Below are 13834 nucleotides of genomic sequence, written 5' to 3'. Positions count from 1 at the left end.
GGGACTGCTGCACGTTCAGGTGACATCTGATCTGGCTTGCCTCTGGGCGGGCCTGGAAGGATGTTGTTGTGCCCAAGCCGTATCCGAGAGAGTTTCGTGATGATGTCGTGCGCGTGGCCCGTGCCCGCGAGTCCGGTGTCACGTTGGCCCAGATCGCGCGGGACTTCGGTGTTCATGAAATGACGTTGACCAAATGGCTGCGTCAGGCCGCTGTCGATGATGGCGAGCGGCCCGGAACGAGTACGTCGGAGTCGGCCGAGTTGCGGGAGGCGAATCGGCGGATCCGGTTGCTGGAGCAGGAGAACGAGGTCTTGCGGCGGGCGACCGCCTATCTGTCGCAGGCCAATCTGCCGGGAAAAGGCTCTACCCGCTCGTGAAAGAGCTCGCCGCCGACGGTATCCCCGTCGCGGTGACGTGCCGGGTCCTGCAGCTCGCCCGTCAGCCCTACTATCGGTGGCTGGCCGTTCCGGTGACCGCCGCGGAGCTGGTCGAGGCCTATCGGGCTAACGCGTTGTGTGATGCCCACCGTGATGATCCCGAGTTCGGCTACCGGTTCCTTACTGATGAGGCGGCTGCCGCCGGCCAGGCGATGGCCTCGCGCACGGCATGGCGGATCTGCCGGTCCAACCGGTGGTGGTCGAGTTTCGGTAAACCTGGCCGCGGGAAGAATCGCCGGCCGGGCCCGCCGGTGCATGATGATCTGGTGTGCCGGGATTTCACCGCTGATAAACCGAATCAGTTGTGGCTCACCGATATCACCGAGCACCGCACCGGTGAGGGCAAGTTGTACCTGTGTGCGGTCAAGGATGTGTGCTCGGGCCGGATCGTCGGGTACTCGATGGACTCACGGATGAAGTCCCGGTTGGCGGTGGCGGCGATCAATAACGCCGTGGCCCGCCGGGACGATGTGGCCGGCTGCATCGTGCATAGCGATCGTGGCAGCCAATTCCGTTCCCGCCGTTACGTTCACACGCTGAACGTCCATCGGCTGGTCGGGTCGATGGGGCGCGTCGGCGCGGCCGGTGACAACGCGGCGATGGAATCGTTCTTCGCGCTGCTGCAGAAGAACGTCTTGGACCGGCGGCCGTGGGCCACCCGGGAAGAGTTGCAGATCGCGATCGTGACCTGGATTGAACGTACCTACCACCGGCGCCGTCGCCAAGACCGACTCGGACGATTGACCCCGATCGAATTCGAGACCATGATGACCACAGCAGTCACTCAGGCTGCGTGACCAAACTGTCACCTGAACGTGCAGCAGTCCCCATTCGAACAGTTGAGACCTATGGCCGGGCTAGCAGCAGGTGTTCAGTGTCGAGCGCAGAGCTTCCAGCGATTCCGGCTTGGCCCGGTAGTAGACGTTCATGCCGCGCCGGACCGGGTCGACCATGCCGGCCTTTCTGAGTTGGCCGAGGTGGTGGCTGGTGGTCGATTCGGCGAGATTGACCGCTGTCGCGAGGTCGCAGGTGCAGACCTCGCCCTCGTCGGCGTTGAGCAGGATCGACATCAGCTTGATCCGGACCGGATCGGCTAATGCTTTGAGCCGCAAGGCGATCTCCAATGCCGCCTCATTGGTGAGCGGCGCCGCCGAGACCGGGGCGCAGCAGACCGGGGCGGTGAGGTCGATGACCGGCAGCGTCTTGGGCATGAGCCCATTCTACCTTGGCTATTGACATATGTCGAAAAGGTGGTTAGACCTGAATCTGTCAGTTATTCGATATATGTCGCACAGCTTGGAGGTTGTGATGTCGCGGGTGCAGTTGGCGTTGAACGTGGACGATCTGGATTCGGCGGTCGAGTTCTACTCGAAGCTGTTCGGGGTCCAGCCGGCCAAACGTAAGCCGGGGTATGCGAACTTCGCGGTGGCAGATCCGGCGTTGAAGCTGGTGCTGTTGGAGAACCCCGGCCAGGGTGGGTCGATCAATCACCTTGGGGTGGAGGTGGATTCATCGGACAAGGTGCACGCGGAGATCGCCCGCCTCTCGGGTGAGGGCCTGTTCACCGAGGAGGAGATGAACACCACCTGTTGCTTCGCGACGCAGGACAAGGTGTGGGTGACCGGTCCGAACGCCGAGAAGTGGGAGGTGTACACCGTCCTGGCCGACGCGGACACGTTCGGCACCAGCCCGCAGCTGTTGGCCGGCGCCGAGGCCGGCGACGCGGTGTGCTGTGGCGGATCGGCTGCTGCCCGGGATGGCGGGCCCGCTACAGCCACCTGCTGCTGACGACCACGACCTGGGCGTGCTGGTGCGCGCGGCCGCGCCACCAGCACCGCCATCACTGCGCCGGACGGGCGGTGAATCGGCCGGCGAGCTCGTCGATCCGGACCGTGATGTCCTCGCGAATGAGCCGCATCCGGTCGACGCCCTCGATACCGCGCACTGATGGTTCGTCGGTCTCCCAGATCTCGACGGTGACGCCGGCGGGCGCGGTGATCTCGCCGGCCGCGGCCGCGCCGACTGAGACCACCAAGTCCGCATCCTGCATCAGCTCGGCGGTGAGCTGGCGCGACTGATGACCGCTGATGTCCGCGCCGACCTCGGCCAGCACCTGCGCGGACAGCTCGTTCACTGTGCCGCCGATCGCCGCGGCTGTTCCGGCCGAGGACGCCTCAATGACCCCGTCAGATCGCAGTTGGGCGAGCCCTTCTGCCATCACCGATTTGCCGCGGTTACTCACGCAGACGAACAGCACCCGTGTGGTCATTGCGATAGTTCCGTTGCTGCGGTGTCGGGTCGGGCCGAGAACCGGCCGCGCAGGGCCAGGGACACGTAGACCAGGCCGACGAGCACCGGGACTTCGATGAGCGGCCCGACTACCCCGGCCAGGGCTTGTCCGGAGGTGACGCCGTAAGTGGCGATCGCGACGGCGATCGCCAGTTCGAAGTTGTTGCCGGCGGCGGTGAACGCCAGCGTGGTGGTGCGTTCGTAGCCCATGCCCGACAGTGCGCCGACCAGGTAGCCGCCGCACCACATGACCGCGAAATACGCCAGCAGCGGCAGCGCGATCCGCACCACATCCCACGGATGGGAGGTGATCTGCTTGCCCTGCAACGCGAACAGCATCACGATCGTGAACAACAAGCCGTATAGCGCCCACGGCCCGATCCGCGGCAGCAGCTTGTTCTCATACCAGCTGCGGCCCTTGAGCTTTTCGCCATAACGGCGGGTCAGGAACCCGGCCAGCAGCGGGATGCCGAGGAAGATCAGCACCGATTTCGCGATGTCCCACGGCGAGGTCGTGATTGTGGTCTGCGCCAGCCCGAACCAGCCCGGCAGCACCGATAGGTAGAACCAGCCCAGGACGGCGAACATGACGACCTGGAACACCGAGTTGATCGCCACCAGCACGGCCGCGGCTTCGCGGTCACCGCACGCGAGATCGTTCCAGATGATCACCATGGCAATACATCTGGCGAGTCCGACGATGATCAGCCCGGTGCGGTACTCGGGCAGGTCCGGCAGCATCAGCCAGGCCAGGGTGAACATCACCAGCGGCCCCAGCAGCCAGTTCAGCAGCAGCGAGGAGATCAGCAGTTTCCGGTCGCCGGTGACGGTGTCGAGGCGGTCATAGCGCACCTTCGCCAGCACCGGGTACATCATGATCAGCAGCCCGATCGCGATCGGCAACGAGATCCCATCCACGCTGACGGCCGAGATCGTTGTGTTCAGCCCGGGAATGAGCCGCCCGAGAATCAGACCGGCGGCCATCGCCACACCGATCCAGACCGGCAGGAACCTGTCCAGGGTGGAGAGTTTGCCGACGACCGATGCGTGTTCGGTGGTCGGGGTGGCGGTGTAGGTCATGACGGTTCCTCGCACGCCGACCCGGCGATCGCGGTGGCCGGGTCGATCACCAGCACCGAGGACAACTGTTGCAGCACAGCCGGAACCACCCGGTAGTACACCCAGGTGCCGCGCCGCTGCGATTCGAGCAGTCCCGCTTCGCGGAGCACCTTCAGGTGATGGGAGATCGTCGGCTGCGACAGATCGAACGTCGGCGAAATATCACACACGCAGGCCTCGCTCCGGGCATGGCTGGCCACCAGACTCAGGAGCCGCAGCCGCACCGGATCACCGAGAGCCTTGAACATCGGCGCCAACGACTGCGCCCACTGCGGCGACAACGGCTCGGTCACCAGCGGGCAACAACAGGCCCCATCCACCATCTGTATCGACACACATCAATATTGACAGATATCGATACAGGCTGGCGAGTGAACATCAGGCGAACGAGATGTTGGGGGTCGGTGGAGTCGCGTGTCGACGCGAGTTCGCCGCGGGGTGGGCGCGTCGAGCGCGAGTAGGGGACTTCAGGCTAGGAATCTGCCGGGTGTGGGCGTGCGGTGTCGAGTACCAGTTGCGCCATCTCACGGTCCGATGAACAGGGAGCTGTCCGAGCCAGGTGAGAGAGCGCCGTGCGTCCGAGTTCTTGTCGGGTGGGCTCACCGCTGAGCAGGCTGTCGGCGGCCCAGGTGAAGCGATCCCACCACTCGCGTTCTTGCCGCACTGTCACGCGGGGGAGCAGCAGCGCAGAACGCATGGTGGCGATCAGTCGGGTCTTCAATGGCAAGTCCGGACTCCTTCGCTGACCCGCTTAGCCGGGTACGGCTCGGTACGGATATCAGTGTGCCGCCGCGCGGGTCTACGGCGGGACGTCTATCAAAGTCTAAGCAGATCTAGTGATTCGCTATACCTGGCTATATCTTGATATACCCCGGCGACGGAATGCCGTGCCAGGGCCGAAATCGATGCACGTCTGGCCTGTCAGTCGCGGAGTGCGATGTATTCGGCGTAGCCCGCACCGGCCATCCGTGCGTGTGCTTCGAGCGTGGTGGCGTCGTAGCCGAGGATCTGGGCGAGGATCGCCACGGGCGTGGTCTTGGTCAGCTCTGTCAGGGTGCCCAGCCGCGCAGCGAGCGCCGCGAACAGCGGCTTGAGTCGAAGTCTCAAATGGGCCGGATCCAGATGAGCTCCTGGGGTGTAGCCGCGAAAAACCCACGGGGAGCGCGGATGCGCCGCGGTTTGTCCGTTGACGTTGCCTGCGGCCAGCGTGCGTGCCGGTATGTCCAATGGCGGGGGTAGCTTGATCGGATATTCGCCGAGGTGCAGCACGACCGCTGGATCGGTGACGACGATGTCGTCCCAGGTGAGGTTGGCGATCTTCTCGACCGGCTGCCCGAAGACAATGATCAGGATGGCGGCGAGTCGGTCGCGGTCGGTCAGGTCGTCGGCGTAGACCGCCTTGTCGACGGCCGCGGTCTGGGACTCGGCGTCCAGGCGGGCCGCGGTGCCGCGGCGGTGTGGAACTAGCGTCAGATAGGACGGAATAATCCGGGTGGCGATCGCCCAGCGGATGAATCGGTAGACATGTCCGCGGGTGCTTGTGCCGCCGGCTTGCCAGGCGTCGAGCTCGTGTTGACTGATTTGGGTGACGGTGAGACCGCGTTCGAGGGTAAGCCAGTTGCAGAATTCGATTGCGACTGTGAACGATTGCTTGGCCCGTAGGAACGCGGAGTTGCTGATCGGGGACGAGCTGCGCAGATGTCGCAGCAGTCCCCATCGGCGGAACTGGTCAATGATCATCTGCTGTTCGGTATCGATCACTTTGGCCTGTTTGTTGATCGCCCATACCTCGAACCGTGCCAGTAGTTCGTCCCGCACCGGCAGCACGCCATGCTCGGCTAGCAGCGCCCGTACATAGTTCGTCGTCCGGCTCGGTGGCAGGGTGTCGACTGCTTCGTGGGTGATCTCTTTCTGTGCAGCAAGCGCTTTCAGAAACGTTTTGACGTGCGCCTGCCGGATCCAGGTCAAGCCGCTGTTCGGTCGTTCCATGGCACCGAGAGCGTCGACGATCACCGTCAGCTTCGGATCAATCTCTCCAGTGTCTGGGCTTCGCAGCAGCTCGGTCGCGGTGTATTTCAGGATGCACCGTAGGCAGCATCCGCCGCGGTATAGCTCAGTCTCGGCGCCGCACTCGACGCAGTCCACGTTCAGGGTGATGCCGCTGCAGCGCCGGCACACGGGTGCGCCATCGATGAGTCCTGGAAGCACCCCCTCGTGTCCGCAGGGGCATCGCCCAGTGGTGCGTTTCGCCGCCTGGTAGCAGTAGCCGCACACGACGCCTTCCGGCCACCACGCTGCGGGCGAATAGCATTTGCCGCACCGGTCGCACGGCTGGAAGCTGTCGGGATCCTCGGGTTTACGTGGTCTGGCCATCGGAATCCTCCACTACACGGATACGGTGTGCGATCGGCCCGCTCGGACTGGGTCCCAGGCCCAGGCCCAGGGCGCGGCCGGACGGCGCCTGCGCGGTCTTTGCTGCTCGCATCTCCACGAACGGTTCGAACAACTCGCCAGGGGAGCAGTCGAAGATGTCACACAGTGCCGCAAGCGTCCGCGACGAGATACGTTGCGGCTCCGTGGTCACCAGCCGGTAGATCTGCGCATCGGACAGATTGACCCCGCGTGATTGCAGCAGCGGTCGCAGATCAGTTGACTTCCACAGATTGTGCGCCGCCATTACCTTGCGTAGGTGCCAGTGGAACCCGATTCGGCGTTGTTCACCCGTCATTTTGGTTGCCTCCCTTCGCGATCCGGCGGTTGATCATTTGCTGAATCTTGCGGTTCTTGAAGTCGTCACCGACCGACGAATACAATGCGGTCGTCGACGAATTCAGGTGGCCGAGCTGCTGCTGCACGAACTGCTCCTTGTAGTCGGCCTCAAGCAAGTGCGTGGTGTACGAGTGGCGCAACGCATGCAGGCACAATTCGCTGGGCAGCCCAGCCCGTTCACGGTGAAAGGCGAATGACCGACCCAGCGCGCCGATGGTGATCCTGTCGCCGCGTTCGCTGGGCCACATCGCCCGCGATCGGTCGGCGGTCGTGAATACCTCGCGGCCGTCAGCACACCAATACTCGAGGAGATCGACCGCCCAGTCGAAGTCCGGAACAGTGAGCACTGTCCGTCGGCGCGGTCCCGAACCACGTGTTCCTTTGGCCCATCGGACGGTCAGCGCGCCGTAGCGGCGGTAGTGCGGCACATAGGGATTCGGACCGAAGTCGATCGTGTCGAGCATTGTCAGCTCGCGCCGGCGCAGCCCGTACGCGTAGGCCACCTTGAATGCCATCGAGTCACGCATCACCGTGCGCCACTGTTTTCGATTCCTGGCGTGCAGGTCGTCGACGTAGTCGTCGATGCAGTCGAACAACTGTTGCAACTCCGCCTTGGTGAAGGCCCGTCGCCGTGTCGGCATCGCATCTTCGGCACTGTGTCGAGGAGTGTTCCACTCGAATCGGATCTGGGTGGGGTGGGTGCCGAAATATTTGTCGCACACCTCAGTCCAGGTGTAGCGCGGGTCGGAGATGTACTCGCAGAACATCGCGATCGCATTGCTGTACGTACGCAGCGTTCGGACCGTGACCGCCGAGTTCACCAGCCGGCGTTCGGCCATGTAGTCATCGAGATCCTGCGGCCGCCAATTCCACGGATACTCGTTCGTGTAGGCAAAGAATCGGTCGATCAGCTGACAGCGCGGCGTGATCGTTGCCGGCACCAGCCCGCGAGCAAGTTGTTGCGATCGCCATCCCGCCAGCATCGCCTCATACACGCGGTCCTCGGCGCGGAGCAGACCAACATCGCTGGTGGAGAACACCTTTGGCGCAAAGCCTGGCAATTCTTCGGACATACCGCGATCACCCCATAACGTCACTGTGACGATTCGCGCAGCGGCCGCCGGGCATGACAGAACCAGCCATGTCCGTTTGTGTGAGGAGGGAGTTAGTTCAGACGACCGGACTGTCCCAACACTGGGCACACCCGATCGAAGTCTCGATCAGCCGTCGCAGGAATCGATCATCTAACGAATGAAACGTAGCCCGACCAGCACGCCAGCAACAAGGCGCGCCGGAAATTGTTGTCCTGGAATTCACCAAACCCGTTGCAGTGGAACGATTGTCGAAATTCTCACAGGGATGCGAGTACTTGCATCTGCTGCAACTCGCTAGGTTTTTCCGCCGATAAGAAATATTATGTCAACTTAAAGTCTTGCCTACCTGATCGTTGTTGCTGTCGGCTTTCGTCGCACGAGCGGAGTCCACTAACCGGGCGCACCTCGATTTCTGCAGGCCACATCTGCTAGACGACGCGGCGCGCACCGATCACCGCGAGAAGTTCCAGCTTCTCGACCGTCGCCGACCCGGGCGTGGCAGTGAACACCAGCAACGCCTGACGGCTCTCGGTGTCGATCAGTGTCTGGCAGTCAAGCTCCAGCTCCCCGACCTCCGGGTGCGAGAATCGTTTGCACCGTGGATGTTTCATTCGAACATCATGTCGATCCCATACATCGGCGAACTCAGGGCTGGTGGCGAGCAACGCTTCCACAACCTCAGTCGCCCGCTGACGGGTTGCCGGAGTTGAATACGCACTACGCAATTCGGCCGTGAACACCGCCCCGTGCTCAGCCTGATCCTCGAGCGGATACACGTCGCGAGTCGCTGGGCTGGTGTACCAGCGATAAACATTGACACGATCCAGGCCCGTGTAACCGGAATGATCGCCGAGCAGAGCACGGGCGAGCGGCGTCTGCATCAGCGTCTCCCCCAGGTCGGTCAGCACCATCGCAGGGGTGTCAGACAGTCGGTCGAGGATCCGCTGCATCCCCGGCGCCACGTGCTGCCATGCACTGCCCGGCTCAGGTGACGGGTGGCCGGCCAATCGGAACAGGTGCGCACGTTCGTCGACGGTGAGCCGGAGTCCGCGCGCGATCGCGCCCAGCATCTGCTTAGATGGTTGCGGCCCGCGCTGCTGTTCGAGCCGGCTCCAGTAGTCGGTTGACATGTCGCAGAGTTGGGCGATCTCTTCACGTCTCAGGCCACGTGTTCGTCGACGAGTTCCCTGCTGTAGGCCAACATCTTCCGGCTGCAGCGCCTCCCGTCGACTGCGCAGGAAGTCAGCCAGCTGACTGCGATCCATGAATGCCATTGTGCCTCGACTAAACCGCAGTATCCGCGGATCGTTGATCCCTGGATAGGCGCGCCCTGGAGAGACATCCGTTATCGGTGCACGGTAATTGCATGACCGACAACAAGATAATTGCATGACCGACAACAAGATCACTCTCATCACCGGCGGCGGACGTGGCCTGGGCCGTGCCGCCGCGCTCGCTCTGGCCGATTCCGGGCAGGACGTCGTCATCACCTATCGCGCATCAGCCGAGTCCGCGGCCGACACCGTCGCCGCGATTGCGCAGAAGGGCCGCAAAGCCGTTGCACTGCAGCTCGATACCACCGAATTCTCGACGTTCCACGCCTTCGTCGAACAGCTTCACGCCGCACTCGCCGAAACCTGGGGACGCGAGAGCTTCGATCACCTCTTCAACAACGCCGGGGTCGGCGTCCTGACCCCGGTCGGCGCCACCACCGCCGAACAAGTCGACGAGCTGCTCGACACCAACGTGAAAGGCGTTGTGCTGCTGACCGAAGCCGTGCTGCCGCTGATCGCGGACGGCGGGCGCATCCTCAACGTCTCGAGCGGATTGACGCGCTTCACGGGCGGCGCCCCGTACGCGGTCTACGCGGCGACAAAGGGTGCGATGGAGGTCTACACCCGCTACCTCGCGGCCGGTCTCGGCGAGCGTGGGATCAGGGCAAACACCCTCGCTCCCGGCGCAACCGCGACCGACTTCGGTGGCGGTTACCTCATGAGCGACGAGTTCCAGCGCGAAGTTGCGAAGGTGACCGCGCTCGGCCGTGGAGGACAGCCCGACGACATCGCGGCCGCGGTCGTTCTACTGCTATCGCCGGACGGACGCTGGATCAACGCTCAGCGAGTCGAGGCATCGGGCGGCGCCTACCTCTGAGCCCACCAGCCCAAGCATCGGTTTTCGTCGGCAATCCAAAATGATCCGCCGCCTTTCTCCTGGAATATGCAGTGATCGAATATGCAGGGTTACCAGCAAACCACTGCATATTGCATCAGATGAATCACCGCTCGGACTATGTGTCGGATGACAAGCTACTTGAGACTCAATGACACGTATATGGGATGCATTCGGTCACCGAACAGCGTTGACGATCCGAGCCAATCGTGCAACACCTCACCTACGAGAACGGCCTCGGGATGTACCGCCGCCCCCGGATCAGCGCACGGACGGGGCGGATCAGGTCAGTTTGTAGACCGTCGTGCCGCCGACCGTGGTGGCCTTGTAGTGCGAGGACACCCAGGTGGCGATTTCGGAGTTGCCGCCGGGCCCGCCCTGGCCGCCACCGATGTAGTAGGCGATCTTGCCCGCTTTCACATAGGCGATGAACTGATTCAACGTGGGCGCCGGATCGTTGCTCCATCCGCCGATGGCCATGACCGCCTTGCCGGTAGCGATCTCGATGCTGGCCGCCGACTGATCGCCGTTGGTGGCCGCGGCCCAGGTGGTCGATGTCGACTTCAGCAGCGACGTGAGTGCCGAACTGGTCGACATCTCGCCGGGGCCGCCCTGACCGCCCGGTTGCCCACCGGCGGGACCGTTGCCGGCCGAGGTCTGGCCGCCGACTCCCTGGCCGTTGGGCTGACCAGTGGGCGGCGCATGCCCGGCGCCACGACCAGTGTGCCCCGAGGTGCGCTGCTGGCCTGCGCCCTGCTTGAAATGGCCGGGCCCGCCGCCCATTCCGCCACCGCTGGACAACGAGGTGTTCACAGCGGTCGGGATCGATCCACCGTGGGCCGTGACAGCCGTCGCGATCGAGAAGGCTGCCGTGCCGCCGAACCCTGCCAGCGCTCCGACGATGGCCGCCGACGCGACTGCCTTCCGCCACCGCAGTGTGCCGCCGATGACGATCACGACCACCGCCAAGGCAGCGGCCACACCGATCAGCCACCGGCACCAGCTCGGGCCGAAGTCGTTGCGGCTCATCAGGACAACGGACCACCCGGCCGCCAGGCCGATCATGGCGGCCAGCATGATTCGACCGTCGTACCGTTGCCGGGAGCGCCAGGCGAACACGCTGCCGAGCGCGATCATGACGGCGATCGCGGGCGCCAGCGCCACCGTGTAGTACGGGTGCACGGTTCCACTCATGTAGCTGAAGATTAGGCCTGTCACGATCAACCAACCGCCCCAGGCGATCACCGCACCCGACTCGATTCTTGAGACCCCCGTGAATCGTGCGGCGGCGGGCTCGCGGCGAGAGATGAGCGTGCGCACCATCATGTAGACGGCGAACACCACGGCCAGCAGTGCCACTGGCAGCAGCCAGGAGATTTCGTTGCCCATCTCGGAGCTGAACAACCGGTCTAGGCCGGTCGACCCGCCGAATGAGCTGCCGGGAGTTCCGCCTCCGCCGCCCGGTCCGCCACCGGTGGAACCGCTGATGCGGGAGACGCCGTTGTAACCGAAGACCAGGTCCATGAAAGTGTTATTGGTCGATCCGCCGATGTAGGGGCGTTCGGATGCGGGCACCAGCATGGTCGCCACGACGAACCAGCCCGCAGACACCACCAGCGTCACACCGGCTATCAGGAGATGGCCGATCCTTTTGCGCCAGCCGGTATTTGCCAGCAGCAGGTAGGCCAGCGCGTACCCGGGCACCACCAGCAAGCCCTGCAGCATCTTCGTCAGGAAGGCGAATCCGAGAGCGACGCCGACCAGGGCCAGCCAGCGTCCGGAGCCGGTCTTCAATGCCCGCGTCAAGGCGTATGCCGCGGCGACCATCAACAGGACGAGTAGGGCGTCCGGGTTGTTGAAGCGGAACATCAACGCGGCCGCGGGGGTGAAGGCGAGGATGCCGCCGGCGATCAGCCCGGCGACCGTACCGTGCCGCGCGTCGGTGAAGGTGCGGCGCATGGTGCAGTAAACGAGAGCGACCGTGGCCACACCCATCAACGCCTGCGGGACCAGGACGGCCCAGCTGTTCATGCCGAAGATCCGTACCGATAGCCCAGTCACCCAGAGCGCAGCCGGCGGCTTGTCGACGGTGATGAAGTTGGACGAGTCCAGGGCTCCGAAGAACCATGCCTTCCAGCTTTGCGAACCGGCCTGTGCCGCAGCGGCGTAGAACGTGTTGGCATAGCCGTTGGTGGACAGGTTCCAAAGGTAGAGCAGCGCAGTGGTAAGCAGTAGCGCGCCCAGGGCGTACGGGCTCCAGGGAACAGGGCCGCGCCCGCGCGGTAGCGATCGCCGGCGGCGTGCGGGTGCGCTGTCGATGGTCGGCACCGCGCGTTGATTTGCCAGAATGGTCATGGTTCTTCTCTCCCTTGGATTTACGTACCCCAGGATGAAGCCCGATTTGTCGGCCGCTCTGATCGACGGCTGTGAGGATGCTGCTAGCTGACAGGTGCACCCGATCGGGCCTACCGCATCCTCACAGGCTCGGCTGGTTGACTCTTGTCATCGGCAGACACACGACGACGAGAGGAAGTCCGATGACCTACCAGGTAACGATCGCGGAAGGCTCACGAGTGGTCTGGAACAAGACCTTCGCCGACGGCAAGGACCGCTCGTACGGCGATAACGCCCGGCGGCAGCTCGTCGGCAAGCTCAGCCAGCTCGGCGTCGCTCGCGCCGACGAGATCCGCCTGTGGAATCACCCGGCAAGCGATTCGCGGGTGGTCGGACGTGACGGACGCATCCCTACGGGCAACGGGGTGACCGGCGCCGCCGGCCCCTACACCGCGACGATCATCCGTTACGGGCCCGCCGCCGCATAGGAGGCGTCAGGCTCGAACTCCCCCCATCGCGTCGGTGAGCTGCTCTCCCACCGACCGGAAATCGGCCTCAGTACCAAGATGAGACGGTATTGGCCACGACCTGCGAAACTCGAAGTCGACTCCCAGATTGGCTGTTGCTCAGGCATAACGACGGACCACCGCGCAGCGTGTTCAGTGACCCGGACCCACAGGTGCCCGCTGTAGAAGCTGCGTCAAGCCCTTGCGGCTCAAAATCGACACGGGTACCCGAGACTTGCGACAGTCGGGATCGCGTGCCGGGGTTGGGACACACCCGAAGAATCTCAATCACATTGTCGTTCCGCTGTCGAGCCGGCCGAACAACGCGCCCGACGGCGCCGTCGAGACTGGTCCTACCTGGCGTCTTGTTGCTCGATCAGGTCGAGGTCGCGGACGCAGAAACCGTGGTGCTGGAAGGTTTCGTTGAGCACCGTTGCAAGGCACTGCCGCACCGTGCGGCCTCGGGCGTACGGCGGCCAGACGTCGTCATCCGGCACCGGCGCTCGCGCCGCGAGCTGGACAGCGGTGAGCTCATTGAGCCACGCCTCAAGCTCGGCAGTCTGTGCATCACGCGCACTGACGATCTCGTCGAGGCCTGGATCGAGCGAGAGATCAAGCCCGTGCGCGCCGCGGTAGGGCTCGATGGCCGGCCCGATGCCCATCGGCGTGAACAGCTCTGTCGAACCCAAGCAACAGCGGCGGAACCACGAATCGTGGACGAAGACGAGGTGACGCAACGTCTGCACCGCCGACCACTCGTCGTTCACGCTGCGGCGCTCGATGCCGGGTATCCGGCAGATGCGTTCGATCGTGGTGGCCCAGCTGGCGTGGACTTGGCGTGCCGCCTCGCACAGATCGACAGGGTCCTGGGAGCGAATCAGCACACGCACCGGATGACGCCGGTCGAGCTCGGCCTCGACATATTCGGTGACATCGACACCGTTCACCACGAGGTTGGTGATCAGCCCGTCGATCACGGCATCCTGCATCACGACACCGACCAGGCGGGCCCCGGACAAATCGCACTCGCGGAACTGCGCACCGCGCAGATCCTCGTCGACATGCCAGGTCATCCCCCGCATTCTATGGCGCGTGTCGCTATGTCGGTAGATTCCGC

General features: G+C 63.9%; 14 protein-coding genes. 4 read left to right on the top strand and 10 right to left on the bottom strand.

The window, feature by feature from the left end; genetic code table 11:
• Positions 1-68: 68 nt before the first annotated feature.
• Positions 69-1234 (top strand): IS3 family transposase gene (locus G341_RS0103135; protein WP_155826735.1). Its coding sequence is split into 2 segments (ribosomal slippage): positions 69-353 and positions 356-1234, totalling 1164 coding nucleotides; the frame shifts between segments, so codons are not numbered across the junction.
• Positions 1235-1294: 60 nt separating this feature from the next.
• Here G341_RS0103135 and G341_RS0103130 read toward each other — a convergent pair.
• Positions 1295-1648, bottom strand: a complete 354-nt coding sequence (locus G341_RS0103130; protein WP_018177651.1) for an Rv2640c family ArsR-like transcriptional regulator — start codon at positions 1646-1648, stop codon at positions 1295-1297.
• 97 nt (positions 1649-1745) lie between these two features.
• On the opposite strand from G341_RS0103130, the gene G341_RS0103125 reads away from it, so the two are divergent.
• Positions 1746-2225, top strand: a complete 480-nt coding sequence (locus tag G341_RS0103125) for an ArsI/CadI family heavy metal resistance metalloenzyme (protein WP_026303190.1) — start codon at positions 1746-1748, stop codon at positions 2223-2225.
• Positions 2226-2277: 52 nt separating this feature from the next.
• Here G341_RS0103125 and G341_RS0103115 read toward each other — a convergent pair whose 3' ends face one another.
• From G341_RS0103115 to G341_RS0103085, 7 genes are all read right to left on the bottom strand, one after another.
• Positions 2278-2706, bottom strand: coding sequence for an arsenate-mycothiol transferase ArsC (locus G341_RS0103115; protein WP_018177649.1), 429 nt, complete (start codon positions 2704-2706; stop codon positions 2278-2280).
• Positions 2703-3806, bottom strand: a complete 1104-nt coding sequence (gene arsB, locus G341_RS0103110) for an ACR3 family arsenite efflux transporter (RefSeq protein ID WP_018177648.1) — start codon at positions 3804-3806, stop codon at positions 2703-2705. Before arsB ends, G341_RS0103115 begins: the two co-directional genes overlap by 4 nt.
• The gene (locus G341_RS0103105) at positions 3803-4168 is read right to left on the bottom strand and encodes an ArsR/SmtB family transcription factor (protein WP_043450405.1); all 366 of its coding nucleotides are present in this window, start codon (positions 4166-4168) and stop codon (positions 3803-3805) included. Before G341_RS0103105 ends, arsB begins: the two co-directional genes overlap by 4 nt.
• 598 nt (positions 4169-4766) lie before the next feature.
• On the bottom strand, positions 4767-5834 hold the full coding sequence (locus G341_RS0103100) for a Fis family transcriptional regulator (protein ID WP_245556896.1): 1068 nt from the start codon (positions 5832-5834) through the stop codon (positions 4767-4769).
• 367 nt (positions 5835-6201) lie between these two features.
• Positions 6202-6573, bottom strand: a complete 372-nt coding sequence (locus tag G341_RS0103095) for a helix-turn-helix domain-containing protein (RefSeq protein WP_043450403.1) — start codon at positions 6571-6573, stop codon at positions 6202-6204.
• On the bottom strand, positions 6563-7687 hold the full coding sequence (locus tag G341_RS0103090; RefSeq protein ID WP_026303186.1) for a tyrosine-type recombinase/integrase: 1125 nt from the start codon (positions 7685-7687) through the stop codon (positions 6563-6565). The genes G341_RS0103095 and G341_RS0103090 overlap by 11 nt, the downstream gene beginning before the upstream one ends.
• 449 nt (positions 7688-8136) lie before the next feature.
• Positions 8137-8982 (bottom strand): helix-turn-helix transcriptional regulator, encoded by an 846-nt coding sequence (locus G341_RS0103085; RefSeq protein WP_222836577.1) that lies wholly within the window; start codon positions 8980-8982, stop codon positions 8137-8139.
• A gap of 115 nt (positions 8983-9097) precedes the next feature.
• Between G341_RS0103085 and G341_RS0103080 the strand changes: the two genes are divergently transcribed.
• A complete protein-coding gene (locus tag G341_RS0103080; protein ID WP_018177642.1) occupies positions 9098-9859 on the top strand; it encodes an SDR family NAD(P)-dependent oxidoreductase in 762 nt (253 codons plus the stop codon).
• A 300-nt stretch (positions 9860-10159) separates the two neighbouring features.
• Here G341_RS0103080 and G341_RS0103075 read toward each other — a convergent pair whose 3' ends face one another.
• Complete coding sequence (locus G341_RS0103075; protein WP_018177641.1) at positions 10160-12232, bottom strand: glycosyltransferase family 39 protein; 2073 nt, start codon at positions 12230-12232, stop codon at positions 10160-10162.
• 182 nt (positions 12233-12414) lie between these two features.
• Here G341_RS0103075 and G341_RS0103065 point away from each other — a divergent pair, with 182 nt between their 5' ends.
• Positions 12415-12699, top strand: a complete 285-nt coding sequence (locus tag G341_RS0103065) for a hypothetical protein (RefSeq protein ID WP_155826746.1) — start codon at positions 12415-12417, stop codon at positions 12697-12699.
• Positions 12700-13070: 371 nt separating this feature from the next.
• Here G341_RS0103065 and G341_RS0103060 read toward each other — a convergent pair whose 3' ends face one another.
• Positions 13071-13790: a DinB family protein gene (locus tag G341_RS0103060; protein WP_018177638.1), complete on the bottom strand. Its 720-nt coding sequence runs from the start codon at positions 13788-13790 to the stop codon at positions 13071-13073.
• Between the last annotated feature and the right edge of the window lie 44 nt (positions 13791-13834).

The sequence above is a fragment of the Jongsikchunia kroppenstedtii DSM 45133 genome, from assembly GCF_000380485.1.
GTDB classification, from domain to species: Bacteria; Actinomycetota; Actinomycetes; order Mycobacteriales; family Mycobacteriaceae; genus Jongsikchunia; species Jongsikchunia kroppenstedtii.
The sequence above is the reverse complement of the archived record's forward strand: the minus strand, read 5'-3'. Positions and strand labels throughout refer to the sequence as shown.